The organism is Actinomadura sp. GC306, assembly GCF_004348665.1.
Lineage (GTDB): Bacteria > Actinomycetota > Actinomycetes > Streptosporangiales > Streptosporangiaceae > Spirillospora.
In genome coordinates this window covers 1-17,369 of record NZ_SMKM01000127.1, presented here as the reverse complement: position 1 = coordinate 17,369, position 17,369 = coordinate 1, and the positions used below count along the sequence as shown (strand labels likewise).

The following is a 17,369-nucleotide window of genomic DNA, read 5'->3' as shown; positions in this document are numbered from 1 at the left end:
CCAGGGAGTTGTGGAGGACGAAGATCTTCGTCAGCTGGGTGACGTGGAAGACACGCCGGACCCGGTCGTTGACCCCCATGAACGACATCGAGCCGTCGCGGGCGCGGAGCCGGTGGTAGATGCCGACCAGGACGCCGAGGCCCGTGGAGTCGAGGAAGGTGACCTCGCCCAGGTCGATGACCAGGTGCGTGCCGCCGTTGTCGATGATGTCGAGCAGGGCCTCCCGCAGCCGGGGGCTGGTGAAGACGTCGATCTCACCGCTGATCTTCACGACCGTGAGGCCCTTCTCGTCGCGATGCTCGACGGCGAAGTCCACCGGTCCTCCTCTCTGCCGCACGTCCACGTCGCGGCACCCTGGGGGGCGTCTGTCTCGGTGAGACTAGTGGGAACCCCTTGCTACCCCTGTGGCGCGGCGTTACGCCCGCCTTGGCGGATCGGGGCCGTTCCCCACAGAGGAAACGTCAGGGAGCCCGGAACAGGGCCCACACGACCTTGCCCTGGGGGATGGCACGCCACCCCCACCGGACGCTGAACGACTCCACCAGGTGGAGGCCGCGTCCCGTCTCGGCGATGTAGTCGGGCTCCTTGCGGCGCGGCGCGGCGCGGCTCGCGTCCATGATCCCGCAGAGCAGCCAGGGGGCCTGGTGGCCGATCCGGAGCCTGATGGCGGACGGCGCCGAGCCCAGCGGGTCGGCCGGGTCGTCGTACACGCCCGCGCGGTGTACGCCGAGGCCCGGCCGGCCGCGGGCCGGCCCCCCGCTGTGCCGCAGTGCGTTGGTGACGAGTTCCGAGACGACCAGGCCCACGTCGTCGGCGAGTTCCGGCACGCCCCATTCGGCCAGCCGGGAGATCGCGAAGTGGCGGGCCTCGGTGACCGATTCCGGATCGGGCTCGACCGTGAAGGAGACCGTGGGGCCGCGCAGCTCGGTCAGCGCCGTGACGGCCGAGTCCAAGCGTGGCGGCAGGTCGGACGACTCCGGGACGGGCATGGAGCAACCGGCATGGTCGTGCGGGTCGGCCGGCCCCATGACGGGGCCCAGCTCCCAGCGCGTGTCGTCGTGCGCGTGGCGTGACGTCATTCCAACCGGACCCCGCAGAGTGATCTCGTTGTGCAGCCGTGGCTCGGAAGTCTCGTGCGTTATCCTGCGCATCGTAGCGTGCGAATGCAAGGCCCAATGCACGTGCATCCGCGTTGTGAGGGTGTGGGGCGACGCGAATGCATGCGACCTGAACGGAGGTAACCGCAGGACACTGAGGCCAGTGGCACACTAGGTTCGCTGTCCGCCGAATAGCCGGGAGGTTGGGCGTGACTCCAGAGACGCCGGGAAGCGGGTCGACGGTGCGTCGGATCCTGCTCGGGTCGCAGCTTCGCCGTCTGCGCGAGCAGAAGGGCGTGACCCGTCAGGACGCCGGCTACGTCATCCGCGCGTCGGAGTCCAAGATCAGCCGCCTCGAGCTCGGCCGGGTCAGCTTCAAAGAACGAGACGTGGACGACCTGCTCTCGCTCTACGGCGTCAGCGACAAGGCAGAGCGCGAGGCGCTGCTGCAGCTTGCGCGGGAGGCGAACACCCCCGGTTGGTGGCACCGGTACAACGACGTACTGCCCGGCTGGTTCCAGACCTACGTGGGCCTGGAGGAGTCGGCGGCACTGATCCGCACATATGAACTGCAGTTCATTCCGGGACTTCTGCAGTCGGAGGGGTATGCGCGGGCGGTGATCCGTTTGGGCAACGCCGGAGCCGCCGAGCACGAAATCGACCAGCGCGTGGAACTACGGATGCAACGGCAGGAACGCCTGACGGGCGCGGAGGCACCGCGCCTGTGGGCGGTGGTGGACGAGGGGGCGCTCAAGCGTCCCATCGGCGGCCCGGAGGTCATGAGGGGCCAGTTCGAGCACCTCATCGAGATGTCCAAGCTGTCGAACGTCACCATCCAGGTCATGCCGTTCCGGTTCGGAGGCCACGCCGCCGAGGGGGGCGCGTTCACGATCCTGCGCTTTCCCGAGCAGGACCTGCCGGACGTGGTTTACGTAGAGAACCTCACCGGCGCGATGTACCTGGACAAGCGAGACGACGTCGACACGTATCTGCAGGCGATGGAACGCCTTTGTGTCGACAGTGCGACCCCGGAACGCACCGTCGAGCTTCTCGGTGATCTTCTCAGAGAGACATGATGCTCCAGAACTACTACGACAACGGGATGCCGGCCGCCAAGCTCCACGGGGCGCGGTGGCTGAAGTCCCGGCGAAGCAACTCCCAGGGGAACTGCGTCGAGATCGCCGAACTGCCGGGCGGGCGGATCGCGATGCGCAACTCCCGTCATCCGGACGGCCCCGCGCTCATCTACACCCGCCCCGAGATCGAGGCGCTGATCCTTGGAGCCAAGGACGGCGACTTCGATCACCTCATCGCCTCCCGCAACTGAGACGACTCAGGAAGACCGCCAACCGACCGCCACCTGACCGCCCGGGACGCCGAAGTCCCGGGACGAGGCACAGGTGGCATTCAGATCGCGGCGGGTCGGCTCCGGTACACCGAACGTCGACCCGTCCGCCATCGAGCAGAGGCCACCCCGGGCGCGGGGGTGGCCTTCCTTTTTCCCCGACCGTTCCCCCGACCGGGTCAGCCGCAGTTGCCGTAGGGAGCGGACCGGCCGTTGCCGCCGAACCTGACGCACGAACCGGGCGCCTTCACGTACACCGGCCCCGCGTACCAGGCGAACTGCCCGCTGTCGGCGATGGCGCCGCCGCCCTTCTTCTGGATCCACACCGACGCGGGGGACGCGATGCCCACGTCCTTCGTCTTCATCATGACGGCGCAGTTGTAGGTGGAGTTGTTGTAGAGCAGGTAGGCCGTGCCGCCGGAGACGCTCAGGGAGCGCTGGACGTAGTAGCCGACGCCGTGGCCGCCGCTGTTGCACACCTGCTGCGGGGTGAACGTGTTGGGCCGCTCGTTGCCGGGCTGGGTACCGCCGCCCCCGCCCGTACCGCCGCCGGTGCCTTTCGTGGGCGTCGAGCCACCCGGCTGTTGGGTCGTGCCAGGCTTCTGCGATGTGTTCGGAATTCCGGGGCTCTGGCTCTGCCGCTTTTCCGCCTGACGGCGTTTCTCCTCCGCCGGGGTCTGGGCCTGCCCTGCCGCACCACTGGACGACTCCGCCCCGCCCTGGGTGCCGCCGCCCTGGGTGCCGCCGTCCTGGCCGGACGCGGCCACCCGCCGGTCGTCCTCGCCGTCGCCGGACCTTGTCACGGTCCAGGCGGCGCCGCCCGCGATGACGGCGGCCACCGCGACGGCCGCCGCGATCGGGATGAGCAGGCGTTTCCTGCCGCCCGCGCCGCGGCCGTGAGCGGCCCCGGGAGGACCGGGCGGGGGTGAGGCGTGCCCCGGCGGCTCGCCGAAGACCGATGGCTGCGGGGCCGTGCGGTGCCCGGTGCCGGACGCGTCCGTGGCCCGGTCGGGCGGCAGGACCGCACCGGCCATCGCGGACGGACCGCCGTGCGGCTCCGCGGCGCTCCCCGGCGCGCCCGCGTGGTGCGGCGAGGCGTCGGCCGCGAGCCCCGGGAACGCGGGCGGCGGCTGGACGACGGGCGCGGCAGACCCCCCGACCAGCCGCTCCTGGGCCTCGCGGGCGGTCGGGCGCCGCGCCGGCTCCTTGTCCAGGCACGCCTGGACGAGTTCGCGCATCGGCCCGTTCAGGTCGCCGAGGTCCGGCTCGCCGGTCAGGATCCGGTGCATGACCGTCCCCATCTCGTCGTTGCCGAACGCGGGACGTCCCGTGGCGGCGAACGCCATGGTCGTGCCCCAGGCGAACATGTCGGAGGCCGGGCTGACCTCGCCGCCGGTGAAGTGCTCGGGCGCCATGTAGGCGGGGGTGCCGACGTTCTGCGTCTCGCCCGCCGCGCCCAGCGCGCGCGCCACCCCGAAGTCGATGACCCGTGGGCCGTCCGGCCCCATCATCACGTTGTGGGGTTTGAAGTCGCGGTGCACGATCCCGGCCTGATGGATGGCGGTGAGCGCCGTCAGGGTGCTGATGGCGAGCCGTTCCAGCGCCCCGCCCTTGCGCGGCCCCTCCGTGCGCACGACATGGTGCAGGGACACGCCTGGGACGTACTCACTGACGATGTAGGGCTGGTCCCCGGCGACGTCCGCGTCTAGGACCTGCGCGGTGCAGAACCGCGCCACTCGCTTGGCGACCTCAAGCTCGCGGACGAAGCGCGCGCGGGCGGACTCGTCCCCGGCGAGGCCGCCGTGCAGGAGCTTGATGGCGACGTGGTCCTCGGCGGTGAGGGACGCGGCCCCACCGGCGGGGCGGCCGAGGAAGACGGCGCCCTGCCCGCCCTCGCCCAGGCGGCCGAGGATCTCGTACCCGCCCAGCTCGGTCGGATCGCCCGACCGCAGTGGGTGGGCGTCCGGCATCGTCCTGTCCGTCACGCCACTCGCTCCCCGTCACTTCCGGCGCATCGTCGCCCTCGGCTCATCGCCGGGACATCCCCGTAAGTCTCCGGAGTCCCCGCGAGGCGCCGGGCATCCCCGCAAGACTATGGACACACGATGGTAGGTGCTCCGCGGAGCGGTTGATCTAGTCGACGGCCCTACCACGGTTACCAGGACTACAGTCCGATTCGTGCAGTGGAGAGGGCGTGCAGTGATGGACCGCGGTCCCGCCGGGAGGAGCGTCGACCTGGAGCTGATGCGGACGCCGCCGCCCAAGGAGCGCGCGGACGCCGCGCGCAACCGGGTGAAGGTCCTGGAGGCGGCCGCCGCGCTGTTCGCCCGGCACGGGGTCGATTCGGTCTCGATGGACGCCGTCGCCACCGCCGCGGGCGTCGGCAAGGGGACCCTCTTCCGCCGGTTCGGCGACAAGGCGGGCCTGGCCGTGGCGCTGCTGGACGAGCGCGAGCGCGAACTCCAGGACGCGATCCTGTCCGGCCCGTCCCCGCTCGGGCCGGGGAGCGGGGACGAGCCCGCCCCGCCCTCCGCCCGGCCCGCCGCGCGCCTGCACGCGTTCGCCGACGCCTACCTGGACTACGTCCTGGAGCACGTGTCCCTGGTCCGCATGTCCGAGACGGCCTCGCCGGGCGCCCGGTACCGCATCGGCGCCTACGGCTTCTGGCACCGGCACGTGACGATCCTGCTCGACCAGGTCGTCTCCGACGGGGACGCGCTGGCGCACGGGCTGCTCGCCGTCCTCGGCGCCGAGCACCTGGCCGCGATGATCGAGAACGTGGGCGCCGAGCGCACGCGCGCCGCCGTCCACGCCCTTTTCGACGTCGCGGTGGCCGACGACCCGGGCGGCGCCTGAGACGACGAAGCCCCCGTGGCGGGCACGGGGGCTGTGCGGCGTCCGCCCGGGCAGGGCCGGGGCGGGCCGTGGGTCAGGCCGGGTCGGGCGTCCGCCGCTCTGGGCTCCACTCCGCCCGGCCGTTCGCGTGGCCCGGCGGACCCTCCTCGGCGTGGCCTCGTCGCGCGTCGTCGGCGTGGCCGCGCTCCAGCCGCGCGGCGACCATGAGGGCGCGCAGCGACGTCGTCTTCACGTTCGCGTGGGCGTTGGTGCGGGTTCGGGGGATGCTGCTCGGCAAGACCGGCCTCCGTGTGTGTCGGGAACGTTAGTTGCAACTGCAATATTTTCCCTCGTATTCCGAGTAATCCGCACTTTTTCAAGACGGCCGGGTTCGGTCGCCGGATCACCCGCCCCTACCTAGGTTGCATATCTAACTAGATAGCCGTAAGTTCTAGATCGTCCACCGATACGGGTCGGCGGACGCGGCGAACGGAGGGTGGACGCGTGGAGATCACGCCGGACTTCTCGGCCCTTGGCCTGGTCCTGACCGTGCCCCTGATCGGCTACGTGCTGGTCGAGGGCCTGGTCGGCAAGCGGACGTACGACCGCATGCTGCAGGACCGGGATCGCGACCCGGCGGCCCTCGCCCGGATGCTCCGCGTCTGGATCGCCCTGTCCTGGGCGGCCACGGCGGTGGCCGTCGCGGTTCTGGCGGTCTCGCCGGGCACCGCCGCGGCCGACCTGGGGCTCAGGCCGCCGGACGACCCGTCCGCGACGATCAGCCTCCTGGTCGCGGCCGGGCTGGGCCTGCTGTTCGCCGGCCTCTTCCTGGGCTGGAACGCACGACGAGGCAAGCCGCTCCAGGGCGCCATCACGGAGATGCACCCGCGGACGCCCACAGAGCGCGCATGGATGCTGGGCATGGCCGTCACCGCCGGAATCTGCGAGGAGGTCGTCTACAGGGGGTTCCTCATCGCGGTCGGTGTCGGCGTCCTCGGGCTCGACGTGAAGGTCGCCGCCGGCCTGGCGCTCGCCCTGTTCGTCCTCGGGCACGCGTACCAGGGGTGGCGCGGGATGTTCCCCGTGGCCGCCGCCGGATTCGGGCTGACCTACCTCTACCTCTCGACCGGCAGCCTCCTGGCGGCCGTCGCCGTCCACATCGCCATCGACGTCCTCGCCCTCGTGGTCGTCCCGATGTTCACGGCGCGGCCGGAAACCCCGGCGGCGAAGGCGGTGAGCTGACGTGGACCGCCGCGCGAGCTGGCTCAAGGGCGTCCTCGACCTGCTGGTGCTCGCCAGCCTGACGAGGGGCGAGAGCTACGGTTACGAGATCGCCAAGACGCTCGCCGGGGCGGGCCTCGGGCAGATCAAGGGAGGAACCCTCTACCCGGTGCTGAACCGGCTGGAGGAGGCCGGACTCGTCTCGGCCGAGTTCCGGGCCGCCGACCGCGGGCCGGGCCGCCGCTACTACCACCTCACCGAGGAGGGACGCATGACGCTCGCCGAGCAGGGTGCCCTGTGGCTGGAGTTCGACGAGTCCGTCCGCGCGGTCCTCGCCCAGGGGGCCGGCCGATGACGGCCGCCTACTTCGCCGAACTCGCCGAGCGGCTGCGCGGCGGCGGCGTCCCGGAGGACGAGGTCGCGGACACCGTCGGCGACCTGGCCGCCTACGTCGCCGAGTCCGGAACGGATCCGCGGGTCGAGTTCGGCCCGCCCGAGGAGTTCGCGGCCAGGCTCGCCAGGACCGGCCGCGACGAGACCCCCGGCGAGGCCCCCGAGGAGGCGGCCGAGACGTGGGTGTGGACGGCCGACGCCTTCCAGGACCGGCTCCTGCTCGACCGCTTCGGCGACGAGGGCTGGGAGGTGGAGCGCGTCGACTCCGCCGGCCGGTTCGTCAGCCGCCGGGACGCGGCGAACCCGCAGCGCTGGGAGTACCGGCGCGAATCGGTCCTGCCCGGCCGCCGCCGCGCCGTCGCCGAGCGGCTCGCGCCGGACGGCTGGGAACCGTGCGGCTCCTGGGTGACCTTCGAGTACTTCAAGCGCCCCAAGGCCGCCAGCCTCGGCCCCGAAGCGGAGCTGGCCGCCCCGCCCGAGATGCCGGCCAGGCGGTACTTCTGGAGCGGGCGCTTCTACGTCTTCGCCATCGCCTACGTCGCGTTCCTGGCGGCCGTGTGCGCCGCCTGGGTCGTCCTCGGGCCGGAGGAGAACCGCTCCGGATTCCTCACCGGGCTGGTGGTGGGCGCGCTCATCGCGGCCGCCTTCGCGGCCGGGCGCGTCTGGCACGCCCGCCGCCGGGAGCCTGGCCGAACGCCCGGACGGCGGAAATAACGTCCCATTTTCACCAGGAGGCGTGTTGTGTCACATTGTTCACAACTTCGGGGTGGTCCCGGGGGCTCGCCCGGCCGCTCAACTGGGTAGGTATCCGAGGATCGGTTCGCCCGCCGACCAGGTACCGCTCACCGCCGCGGCTCAGCGCCGAGCCCGGGAGGCCATCGGATGCGGGCGGACGCGCCCGAAGCCGTCTCCTGGGAGAAGAGATACGTGATCAGAAAGCTGCTCGTCGCCAACCGCGGTGAGATCGCCGTGCGCGCACTCCGCGCCGCCTACGAGCTGGGCATCGCCAGCGTCGCCGTGTACGCGCACGAGGACCGGCTGTCCCTGCACCGGCAGAAGGCGGACGAGGCGTACGAGATCGGCGAGCTCGGCCACCCCGTCCGGGCCTACCTGGACGTGGACGGGATCGTGGAGACCGCGCTGCGCGTCGGCGCCGACGCCGTCTACCCCGGCTACGGGTTCCTCTCGGAGAGCCCCGAGCTGGCCGAGGCGTGCGAGCGCAACGGGATCAAGTTCGTCGGGCCGCCGTCGTCGGTGCTGAGCCTCGCCGGCAACAAGATCGAGGCGGTCGCGGCGGCGCGCCGCGCGGGCCTGCCGGTGCCGCGCTCGGCGACGCCCGAGCCGGGCCGGGAGCTCGCGGCGGCCGACGAGATCGGGTTCCCGCTGTTCGTGAAGGCCGCGGCCGGCGGCGGCGGGCGCGGGCTGCGCCGCGTCGACGACCGGGCGGAGCTGGAGGCCGCGGTGGACGCGGCGCGCCGCGAAGCGCAGAGCGCGTTCGGCGACCCGGCGGTGTTCCTGGAGCAGGCGGTGGACCGCCCCCGCCACATCGAGGTGCAGGTCCTCGCCGACGGCACCGGGAACGTCGTCCACCTGCGCGAGCGCGACTGCTCGGTGCAGCGCCGCCACCAGAAGGTCGTGGAGATCGCCCCCGCGCCGGAGCTGGACCCGGAGGTGACGCGGCGGCTCTGCGAGGACGCGGTCAAGTTCGCCCGCGAGGTCGGCTACGAGAACGCGGGCACCGTGGAGTTCCTCGTGAACGACCGGGGCGAGCACGTCTTCATCGAGATGAACCCGCGCATCCAGGTCGAGCACACCGTGACCGAGGAGGTCACCGGCATCGACCTGGTGCAGAGCCAGTTGCGCATCGCGGGCGGCGAGTCGCTCGCCGACCTCGGCATCGTCCAGGAGGAGGTGACGGTCAGCGGCTTCGCCGTGCAGTGCCGCATCACCACCGAGGACCCCGCCAACGACTTCCGCCCCGACACCGGCAAGATCTCGGCGTACCGGTCGCCGGGCGGCGCGGGCGTCCGGCTCGACACCGGCACGGCCTACGGCGGCGCGATCGTCAGCCCGCACTTCGACTCGCTGCTGGTCAAGCTGACCTGCCGCGGCCGGACGTTCGAGGAGGCGGTGCGGCGGGCGCGGCGGGCCGTCGCCGAGTTCCGCATCCGGGGCGTCGCGTCCAACATCCCCTTCCTGCAGGCCCTGCTGGACGAGCCCGACTTCCGCGCGGGCGGCGTCACCACGGCCTACATCGCCGAGCATCCCGAGCTGCTCACGGCCCGGTCGAGCGGCGACCGCGCGACACGCCTCGTCCGGTACCTGGCGGACGTCACCGTCAACAGGCCGCACGGTGACGCGCCCACCGACCTGGACCCCGCGAGCAAGCTTCCGCCACTGGACACGGACGGCCCCTTCCCGGAGGGCTCCCGCGACCGGCTCCTGGCCCTCGGCGCGCGCGCGTTCGCCGAGCAGCTGCGGAACCAGAGCGCCTTGGCCGTCACCGACACCACGTTCCGGGACGCGCACCAGTCGCTCCTGGCGACGCGAGTACGCACCTACGACCTGCTGTCCGCCGCGCCCTACCTCGCCCGCATGACACCGGAGCTGCTCTCCCTGGAGGCGTGGGGCGGGGCCACCTACGACGTCGCGCTCCGCTTCCTCGGCGAATCGCCCTGGGACAGGCTCGCCGCGATCCGTGAGGCCGCTCCGAACCTGTGCATCCAGATGCTCCTGCGGGGCCGCAACACCGTCGGCTACACGCCGTACCCCGATTCGGTCGCCCGCGCGTTCATCCGGGAAGCGGCCAGTACCGGAGTCGACATCTTCCGTGTGTTCGACGCCCTCAACGACGTGGAGTGCATGCGTCCCGCCATCGACGCCGCACTCCAGACCCACGCGCTCGTAGAGGGGACCCTCTGCTACACGGGCGACCTGTCGTCCCCGGACGAGCGGCTCTACACCCTCGACTACTACCTGCACCTCGCAGAGCAGCTCGTGGAGGCCGGGGTGCACATCCTGTGCATCAAGGACATGGCCGGCCTGCTGCGCGCCCCCGCCGCACGCACGCTCGTCGCGGCCCTCCGCGAGCGGTTCGACCTGCCCGTCCACCTGCACACCCACGACACCGCCGGCGGCCAGATCGGCACCTACATCGCCGCCATCGAGGCCGGTGTCGACGCCGTCGACGGGGCCGCGGCGCCGCTCTCGGGCACCACGAGCCAGCCGCCGCTGCAGGCGATCGTGGCCGCCACCGACTTCACCGGCCACGCCACCGGGATCGACCTGGACGCGCTGACCGTCATGGAGCCGTACTGGGAGGCCGTCCGCAAGCTCTACGCGCCGTTCGAGATGGGCCTCCCGTCGCCGACCGGCCGCGTCTACGAGCACGAGATCCCGGGCGGTCAGCTGTCCAACCTGCGGCAGCAGGCCGTCGCGCTCGGGCTCGGCGACCGCTTCGAGGAGATCGAGCGCCTCTACGCGGCGGCCGACAAGATCCTCGGGCGCCTGGTGAAGGTCACCCCGTCCAGCAAGGTCGTCGGTGATCTGGCGCTGCACCTGGTCGCCGCGGGCGCCGACCCGGACGACTTCGCCGAAAACCCCGACCGCTACGACATCCCCGACAGCGTCATCGGGTTCCTGAACGGCGAGCTGGGCGACCCGCCCGGCGGCTGGCCCGAGCCGTTCCGCACCAAGGCCCTCGCCGGCCGCCGGTACACGCCGCCCCGCGCCGACCTCACCGGAGCGGAGGAGAAGGCCCTGTCCGGGCCGGAGGTCCGCGACACCCTGGACCGGCTGCTCTTCCCCGGCCCGGCCAAGGACTTCCGCGAGACCCGCGCCGCCTACGGCGACCTGTCCGTCCTGCCCACCGGCCCGTTCCTCTACGGGCTCCGCGCGGGACACGAGGTCGCGTTCGACCTCGAACCCGGCGTGCGCGTCCTGGCCGGACTGGAGGCGGTCGGCGACGTCGACGAGGCGGGCGTCCGGCAGGTCATCTGCACGGTGAACGGCCAGCTCCGGACGCTCTCCGTCCGCGACAAGTCCGTCGTGTCGGACGCGCCGCCGATCGAGCGCGCCGACCCCGGCGACCCCGGCCACGTCGCCGCGCCGTTCGACGGCTCGGTGACGCTGCGGGTCGCCAAGGGCGACGAGGTCGCCGCCGGGGACGTCGTCGCCACCATCGAGGCGATGAAGATGGAGGCCGCGATCACCGCGCCCGTCGCCGGGACCGTGGCGCGGCTCGCCGTCCCGGAGACGACGCCCGTCCAGGCGGGCGACCTCCTGCTGGTCCTGCAGGGTTAGCCGGATCGGGCGCCCTCCGCCCGGAGGGCGCCCCCCGTGGTGACCGGCCGGGGGTGACCGACAGGTGCCGGACGCGAGGGATTATGGCGCCACGCGGCCGGGTACCGAGATCGCGTGAGCCGTTCCCTCCCGGCCGGGGAAGCACCCGGGCAGAAACCTGGACGAGCACCAGGACCTGGACGAGCACCTGGACGAGCAAAGGACACCATCCTGAACGCCAGCCACGCGCCGCGCACGTCCACCCGCGTCACCGTGAACCTCGTCGACCCGATGAAGGACTACCTCTCCCGCATCGGGCGCACCCCCCTGCTCACCGCCGAGCAGGAGGTGGAGCTGGCCAAGCGCATCGAGGCCGGGCTGTTCGCCCGCGAGCGCCTCGAACGGCTCGGCGACGAGCTCGGCCTCCAGGACCGCGCCGACCTCGAATGGATCGCCGCCGACGGGCGCCGCGCCAAGGAGCACATGGTCGAGGCCAACCTCCGCCTCGTCGTCTCCCTCGCCAAGCGCTACATGGGCCACGGCCTCCCGCTGACCGACCTCGTCCAGGAGGGCAACCTCGGGCTGATCCGCGCCGTCGAGAAGTTCGAGTACCGCCGCGGCCTGAAGTTCTCCACCTACGCCGTCTGGTGGATCAAGCAGGCGATCAGCCGCGCGCTCGCCGACCAGAGCCGCACGATCCGCATCCCCGTCCACGTCGTCGAGGTCCTCAACCGGATGACGCGGGTGCGGCGGCGGATGGCGCAGGACCTCGGCCGCGAGCCGACCTCGCGGGAGCTGGCCGTCGAGCTGGACGTCACGCCCGAGAAGGTGGAATGGCTGCGGCGGCAGGCCCGCGAGCCGCTGTCCCTGCACACCCCGCTCGGCGAGGACGGCGACGGCGAGCTCGGCGACGTCATCGAGGACCCGGACGGCGGCGACCCCGCCGACGTCGTCGCGTCCTCGATGCTGCGCGGACGCCTCGACGCGGTGCTGGAGACGCTCACCGAGCGGGAGGCGGGCGTGATCTCGCTGCGGTTCGGCCTGGCCGGCGGAGAGCCCAAGACCCTCGAAGAGGTCGGCAAGGTCTACGGGGTGACGCGCGAGCGCATCCGGCAGATCGAGTCGAAGGGCATGCACAAGCTGCGCCACCCGTCCCGCAGGGAGACCCTCGCCGACCTGCTCGGCTGAGCGCCCGCCCGGTCAGACCGGGCCGGGTCAGCCCCGGCCGGGTCAGGCCAGGTCGGACGGGTCGGTGTTCGCGCCGCACAGGACGACCACGACGCGCTCGCCCGGCTCGGGACGGTACGCGCCGGAGCGCAGCGCGGCGATGGCGGTCGCGGCCCCGTGCTCGATGGCCAGCCGGTACTCGGCCCAGACGAACCGGCGCGCCTCGACGATCGCCTCCTCGGTGACGAGCACGGGCCGCACCCCCGTCCGGGTCGCGACCGCGAACGCGATGTCGCCGAGCCGGGTGGCGCCGAGAGCGTCGGCGGCGACCCCGGACACGTCCACGGCGACCGGGCGCCCCGCGGCGAGGGCCCGTTCGAGGGTGGGGATGCGCTCGGGCTCGACGCCGACGACGCGGGCGTGGCCGTCCAGGGCGGTGGCTACGCCCGCCATCAGCCCGCCGCCGCCGATCGCCACCAGGACGGTGTCGACGTCGCCGCCGGTCTGCTCCAGGATCTCCAGCCCGAGCGTGCCTTGGCCGGCGCACACCTCAGGCAGGTCGTAGGCGTGGCAGGCCAGCGCCCCGGTGTCGGCGACGCGCTTGGCCGCGGCCTCCTGCGCCTGCGCGAACCGGGTGCCGACCTGGGTGACCGCGGCGCCGAGCGCGCGCAGCCGGGCGACCTTCACCGCGGGCGCCGTCTCGGGGACGAACACCTCGGCGGGCACCCCGGCGCGCACCGCCGCGTACGCGAAGGCGAGCCCCGCGTTGCCGCCGGACGCGGCGACGATCCCGGCGTCCGGCAGCCGGCCGGCGTCCCGGGCGGCCAGCACGTGGTTGAACGCGCCGCGCGGCTTGAACGACCCGGTGTGCTGGGTCAGTTCGAGCTTCAGCCACATCCGGGCGGCCGGGGCGAGCGGCGCCGGGTCGACCTCCAGCAGCGGCGTCCGGCGGATGTGGCCCGCGACGCGCGCCGCGGCGGCGGTGACGTCCGAACGGTCGATCACTCGGTTCCCTCTCCCTCTCCGGCCTTGGCGGCGCGGTCCAGCAGGATCTTGCGCTCGGCGGCGTTGCGGGTGAGCTCCGCGGCCTGGGCGAACTGCGCGCGGGCCTCGTCCTTGCGGCCGAGCCGGGCGAGCAGGTCGCCGCGCACGCTCGGCAGAAGATGGTATCCGCGCAGGGACGGCTCGTCCGCCAGCGCGTCGGCGATGGCGAGGCCCTCGGCGGGCCCGTGCGCCATGCCGACGGCCACCGCGCGGTTCAGCTCCACGACGGGGGACGGGGCGACGCTCGCGAGAATGCCGTACAGGGCGGCGATCTGCGTCCAGTCGGTGTCCTCGGGCGCGGGCGCCTGCGCGTGGCAGGCGGCGATCGCGGCCTGCAGGACGTACGGGCCGGGCGGCTCGCCGATGGCCTTCGCGCGCAGCAGGGCGGCGAAGCCGCGGTGGATGAGGAGGCGGTCCCAGCGGCCGCGGTCCTGGTCGAGGATCGGGACGGGCTCGCCGGACGGGCCGGTGCGCGCCGCGGTGCGGGACGCCTGGATCTCCATCAGCGCGACGAGGCCGTGCACCTCGGGCTCCCGCGGCGCGAGCCCGGCGAGGATGCGGCCGAGGCGCAGCGCCTCCTGGCACAGGTCGGCCCGCACCCAGTCGTCCCCGGACGTCGCCGCGTAGCCCTCGTTGAAGATCAGGTAGAGGACCTCCAGCACCGAGGACAGCCGGGCGGCGCGGTCCGGGCCCTCGGGGACCTCGAAGGGGACGCCCGCGTCCGACAGGGTCCGCTTTGCGCGGACGATCCGCTGCGCGACCGTCGGCTCGGAGGTGAGGAACGCGCGGGCGATCTCGTCGGTGGTGAGCCCGCCGAGCATCCGCAGCGTCAGCGCGACCCTGGCCTGCGTGGACAGGACGGGGTGACAGGCGGTGAACACCAGGCGGAGGACGTCGTCCTCGATGTGCTCCTCGTCGGGGACCTCGATCTCCGGCGGGGCCTGCGCCTCGGTGTCGCGCCCGACCTCCGCCAGCTTGTCCTCGTAGCGGCGCTGCCGGCGGATCCGGTCGATGGCGCGGCGCTTGCCGACGGCCATGAGCCAGGCGCCCGGGTTGTCCGGGACGCCTGACTCAGGCCACTGTTCGAGCGCGGCGACCAGCGCGTCCTGCGCGAGTTCCTCGGCGAGCCCGATGTCGTGCACCATCCGGGCGAGGCCGGCGATGATGCGCGCTGCCTCCAGCCGCCACACCGCGTCGATGCTCGCGTGCACGTCCGAGGCCCCCACGCCGCCGATGAGAGCACCCGCACCGGCCGCCGCGCAAGTTCGGCCCTCAGGCTCCCGGCATGGGGTCCTCGGGGCCGAAGACCTGCTTGATGACGCCCGCGCCGTCCCCGACGATGCGCCAGAACCGCTTGGACAGCTCGATCGCCTCCTCGCGGGTGCGCGTCTCGATCAGCGCGAAGCCGACGACGGCCTCCTTGGCCTCGGTGAACGGGCCGTCGGTGATGGTGACCTTGCCGCCGGACGAGGTGATGCGGGTGCCGCCCGGCTCCAGCCCGCCGGTCGCCAGCAGCACGCCGGACTTGGACATCTCCTCGATGAACCTGCCCATCTCCATCTGCAGCGTCTCGTCGGGCGGGCCCTGCTCGCCGGTGTCCGTCGTCATCATCAGAAACCTCATCGTTTCGTCTCCCTGGTTCCGCGGGGACCGGCTTCTCCGGCCCTCTCGCCAACGCGTCGAAGAAGGAGTGACCGGATCGACATCCCTTCCGACTTCTTCCAGATCTTTTTCGGGGCGCGTATCGTTCCAGGTCGGAAGGCGCGCTGGTAGAGCAAATCCGGCAAAGCTCTATGAAGCACCGCAAACTTGGCATCTCACCCCAGTGGGCAAGTGGGCAACTTACGAGTAACTTCTCTGGGTGGAAAGTTCTTGCGCGTCGGAGGAGGCGTTCCGTGGCAGTTCCGGTGACCGATGCCGTCGGGTGCGGGTCGTGAGCGCGGGCGAGCCGCCGGACCGGACGATCCGCGTCGTCTCCGCGCAGGAGTACCGGACCGCCGGCCCGACCGTGCTGCGGATGCTGGTCGGCGCGCAGCTGCGCCGCCTCCGCGAGGCGGCCGGGATCTCCACCGAGGCCGCCGGGTACGAGATCCGCGCCTCGCACTCCAAGATCAGCCGGATGGAGCTGGGCCGCGTCGGCTTCAAGGAGCGCGACGTCGCCGACCTGCTGACGCTCTACGGCGTCGCCGACCCCGACCGACGCGAGCCGCTCATGGAACTTGCCGAGTACGCGAACGTCCCCGGCTGGTGGCAGGAGTACGGCGACCTCGTGCCCGGCTGGTTCGAGCCCTACCTGGGGCTTGAGCAGGGGGCGGTGGTCGTCCGCGTGTACGAGGTGCAGGAGGTCCCGGAGCTCCTGCAGACCGCCGAGTACGCCCGCGCCCTGCTCACGGCCCGGCACCCCGAGGCGCCGGCCGAGGAGATCGAGCGGCGGGTCGAGTTGCGGATGCGGCGGCGCCGCGTGTTCGACCGCCCCGACCCGCTGAAGCTGTGGGCGGTCCTCGACGAGGCGGCGCTGCGCCGCGTGGTCGGCGGCCCCGAGACGATGCGCGCGCAGATCCGGTACCTCGCCCAGATGGCGCACCGGCCCAACATCACGATCCAGGTGCTGCCGTTCTCCGTCGGCGGCCACGCGGCCGAGGGCGGCCCGATGACGCTGCTGCGGTTCGCCGAGCCCGACCTGCCCGACGTCGTCTACCTGGAGCAGCTCACCGGCGCGCTCTACCCGGACCGGACGTCCGACATCATGCGGTACCGGGACGTGCTGAACCGCCTCGGCGTCCAGGCCGAGCCGCCGACCCGCACCCCCGCCATCCTGGCGGACATCCTCGGCGAACCGGTCTGAGGCCGGCGGAGGGCCGGGCGGATCCTGCGCGGGACCCGCCCGGCCGCCGGGTGCTCGCGGCACGGCTACTTCGCGGCGGGGCGGTAGGTCGCGATGATGACGCCGTTCTTGAACGTCCTGGTGTCGGCCAGCTCGAACGACGCCGAGAAGCCGCGCAGCAGGAGCAGCCCCTCCGGGTCGTCCTCGCCGACGAGCACCGGGTGGATCCACAGGCGCAGCTCGTCGAGCAGGCCGTGCTCCACTAGCGTCCGCGACACCGGGCCGAAGCCGTACTGCAGGATGTCGCGGCCGTCCTGCTCCTTCAGCTTGGCGATCTCGCCGGGGGCGTCCGCCCGCCGGATGACCGTGGTGTCGCCCCAGCCCGGCTTCTCCAGCGTGTCGGACACGACGTAGTGGGGGTAGGTGTTCATCCGGACGCCGAACTCGCCGGTCGCCTCCTCCATGGCCGGCCACGCCTGCGCGAAGCCGTCGTACGTCCGGCGGCCCATGAGCAGCGCGCCGCAGGAGAACAGGAGCTCCTGGGCGTAGGCGGCGGCCTCGTCCTGGAAGTAGGCCGAGGTCCAGTTCTGCGGGTTCCCGATGACGCCGTCGAGCGAGACGTACGTCGAATTGATGATCTTGCGCATGGCGGCCTCCGTGGATCGGATCCTTGCCTTCCGGCTCGATGCAACCACCCTGCGCCGGGTCGTTTACGGAATTCTTACGATCGCCGCCCCCCGTCGCACCGCGCGATGTCCCTCCCCAGACACGAGACCCTGGCGGATCGAACGCCCGGAGGGCGGTCACATGACCACCGACCCGAGCGCCTCGCCGAGCAGGTCCGCCTCGGCGGCCAGAACCGGACGAGCGGTGACGACCTCCTGCGCGGTCTCGATGTGCCGGCCGATCTCCCGCATCCGTGCGACGACCCCGGCGCCCGCATGCGGGCCCTCCTCCGGGAACATCACCGGCGTGCCCTGCGTGATCTCCAGCGGCTCCCACAGCACGGCGGTGGGTCCGTGGGCGCACGCCGCGGTGCTGCCGTCACTGGTTGCGGGGTGGGGTGGTGGGGAATGCGTCTTCCATGGCGACTGTGGTGCTGGTGGGGACGCTCGATACCAAGGGGGCCGAGTACGCGTGGCTTCGTGAGCGGGTGCTGGAG

The 17,369-nt window shown here is 72.5% G+C and carries 17 protein-coding genes and 1 pseudogene; 9 read left to right on the top strand and 9 right to left on the bottom strand.

Features of this window, described 5'->3' with window-relative positions:
- Positions 1-316, bottom strand: a 316-nt coding sequence (locus E1200_RS18710) for an STAS domain-containing protein (protein ID WP_131953325.1), incomplete at its 3' end; no start/stop codon positions are given.
- A 145-nt stretch (positions 317-461) separates the two neighbouring features.
- Positions 462-1,079: an ATP-binding protein gene (locus E1200_RS18705; RefSeq protein WP_243708670.1), complete on the bottom strand. Its 618-nt coding sequence runs from the start codon at positions 1,077-1,079 to the stop codon at positions 462-464.
- Positions 1,080-1,306: 227 nt separating this feature from the next.
- Here E1200_RS18705 and E1200_RS18700 point away from each other — a divergent pair, with 227 nt between their 5' ends.
- Together E1200_RS18700 and E1200_RS18695 are read left to right on the top strand one after the other, a co-directional pair.
- Complete coding sequence (locus tag E1200_RS18700) at positions 1,307-2,173, top strand: helix-turn-helix transcriptional regulator (protein ID WP_243708669.1); 867 nt, start codon at positions 1,307-1,309, stop codon at positions 2,171-2,173.
- Positions 2,173-2,424: a DUF397 domain-containing protein gene (locus E1200_RS18695; RefSeq protein ID WP_131953331.1), complete on the top strand. Its 252-nt coding sequence runs from the start codon at positions 2,173-2,175 to the stop codon at positions 2,422-2,424. Before E1200_RS18700 ends, E1200_RS18695 begins: the two co-directional genes overlap by 1 nt.
- A gap of 197 nt (positions 2,425-2,621) precedes the next feature.
- Here E1200_RS18695 and E1200_RS18690 read toward each other — a convergent pair whose 3' ends face one another.
- Entirely contained in the window at positions 2,622-4,427 is a 1,806-nt protein-coding gene (locus E1200_RS18690; protein WP_243708668.1) for a serine/threonine-protein kinase, read from the bottom strand.
- Between the two features lie 217 nt (positions 4,428-4,644).
- Here E1200_RS18690 and E1200_RS18685 point away from each other — a divergent pair, with 217 nt between their 5' ends.
- A complete protein-coding gene (locus E1200_RS18685; protein ID WP_243708667.1) occupies positions 4,645-5,298 on the top strand; it encodes a TetR/AcrR family transcriptional regulator in 654 nt (217 codons plus the stop codon).
- A gap of 73 nt (positions 5,299-5,371) precedes the next feature.
- Here E1200_RS18685 and E1200_RS18680 read toward each other — a convergent pair whose 3' ends face one another.
- A complete protein-coding gene (locus E1200_RS18680) occupies positions 5,372-5,575 on the bottom strand; it encodes a hypothetical protein (RefSeq protein ID WP_131953324.1) in 204 nt (67 codons plus the stop codon).
- 206 nt (positions 5,576-5,781) lie between these two features.
- Here E1200_RS18680 and E1200_RS18675 point away from each other — a divergent pair, with 206 nt between their 5' ends.
- The 5 genes and pseudogenes from E1200_RS18675 to E1200_RS18655 all read left to right on the top strand — a co-directional run.
- A complete protein-coding gene (locus E1200_RS18675) occupies positions 5,782-6,519 on the top strand; it encodes a CPBP family intramembrane glutamic endopeptidase (protein ID WP_131953323.1) in 738 nt (245 codons plus the stop codon).
- 1 nt (position 6,520) lies between these two features.
- Complete coding sequence (locus E1200_RS18670; protein WP_131953322.1) at positions 6,521-6,853, top strand: PadR family transcriptional regulator; 333 nt, start codon at positions 6,521-6,523, stop codon at positions 6,851-6,853.
- The gene (locus E1200_RS18665) at positions 6,850-7,605 is read left to right on the top strand and encodes a hypothetical protein (protein WP_131953321.1); all 756 of its coding nucleotides are present in this window, start codon (positions 6,850-6,852) and stop codon (positions 7,603-7,605) included. Before E1200_RS18670 ends, E1200_RS18665 begins: the two co-directional genes overlap by 4 nt.
- 213 nt (positions 7,606-7,818) lie before the next feature.
- Entirely contained in the window at positions 7,819-11,193 is a 3,375-nt protein-coding gene (locus tag E1200_RS18660) for a pyruvate carboxylase (RefSeq protein WP_131953320.1), read from the top strand.
- 264 nt (positions 11,194-11,457) lie between these two features.
- Positions 11,458-12,360 (top strand): annotated as a pseudogene (locus E1200_RS18655) (RNA polymerase sigma factor); the annotation flags it as partial.
- A 42-nt stretch (positions 12,361-12,402) separates the two neighbouring features.
- Here the strand turns inward: E1200_RS18655 and E1200_RS18650 are convergent.
- The 3 genes from E1200_RS18650 to E1200_RS18640 are packed head-to-tail and all read right to left on the bottom strand — an operon-like array spanning position 12,403 to position 15,006.
- Complete coding sequence (locus E1200_RS18650) at positions 12,403-13,344, bottom strand: threonine/serine dehydratase (RefSeq protein ID WP_131953319.1); 942 nt, start codon at positions 13,342-13,344, stop codon at positions 12,403-12,405.
- Positions 13,341-14,609, bottom strand: a complete 1,269-nt coding sequence (locus E1200_RS18645; protein WP_347813227.1) for an RNA polymerase sigma factor — start codon at positions 14,607-14,609, stop codon at positions 13,341-13,343. Before E1200_RS18645 ends, E1200_RS18650 begins: the two co-directional genes overlap by 4 nt.
- A gap of 46 nt (positions 14,610-14,655) precedes the next feature.
- Positions 14,656-15,006, bottom strand: a complete 351-nt coding sequence (locus E1200_RS18640; RefSeq protein WP_131953318.1) for a YciI family protein — start codon at positions 15,004-15,006, stop codon at positions 14,656-14,658.
- Positions 15,007-15,400: 394 nt separating this feature from the next.
- Here E1200_RS18640 and E1200_RS18635 point away from each other — a divergent pair, with 394 nt between their 5' ends.
- Positions 15,401-16,228, top strand: a complete 828-nt coding sequence (locus E1200_RS18635; protein WP_131953326.1) for a helix-turn-helix transcriptional regulator — start codon at positions 15,401-15,403, stop codon at positions 16,226-16,228.
- A 65-nt stretch (positions 16,229-16,293) separates the two neighbouring features.
- On the opposite strand, the gene E1200_RS18630 is transcribed toward E1200_RS18635, so the two are convergent.
- Entirely contained in the window at positions 16,294-16,854 is a 561-nt protein-coding gene (locus E1200_RS18630; protein WP_131953317.1) for a dihydrofolate reductase family protein, read from the bottom strand.
- A gap of 156 nt (positions 16,855-17,010) precedes the next feature.
- Positions 17,011-17,214, bottom strand: coding sequence for a hypothetical protein (locus E1200_RS18625; protein ID WP_131953316.1), 204 nt, complete (start codon positions 17,212-17,214; stop codon positions 17,011-17,013).
- Positions 17,215-17,369: the final 155 nt, after the last annotated feature.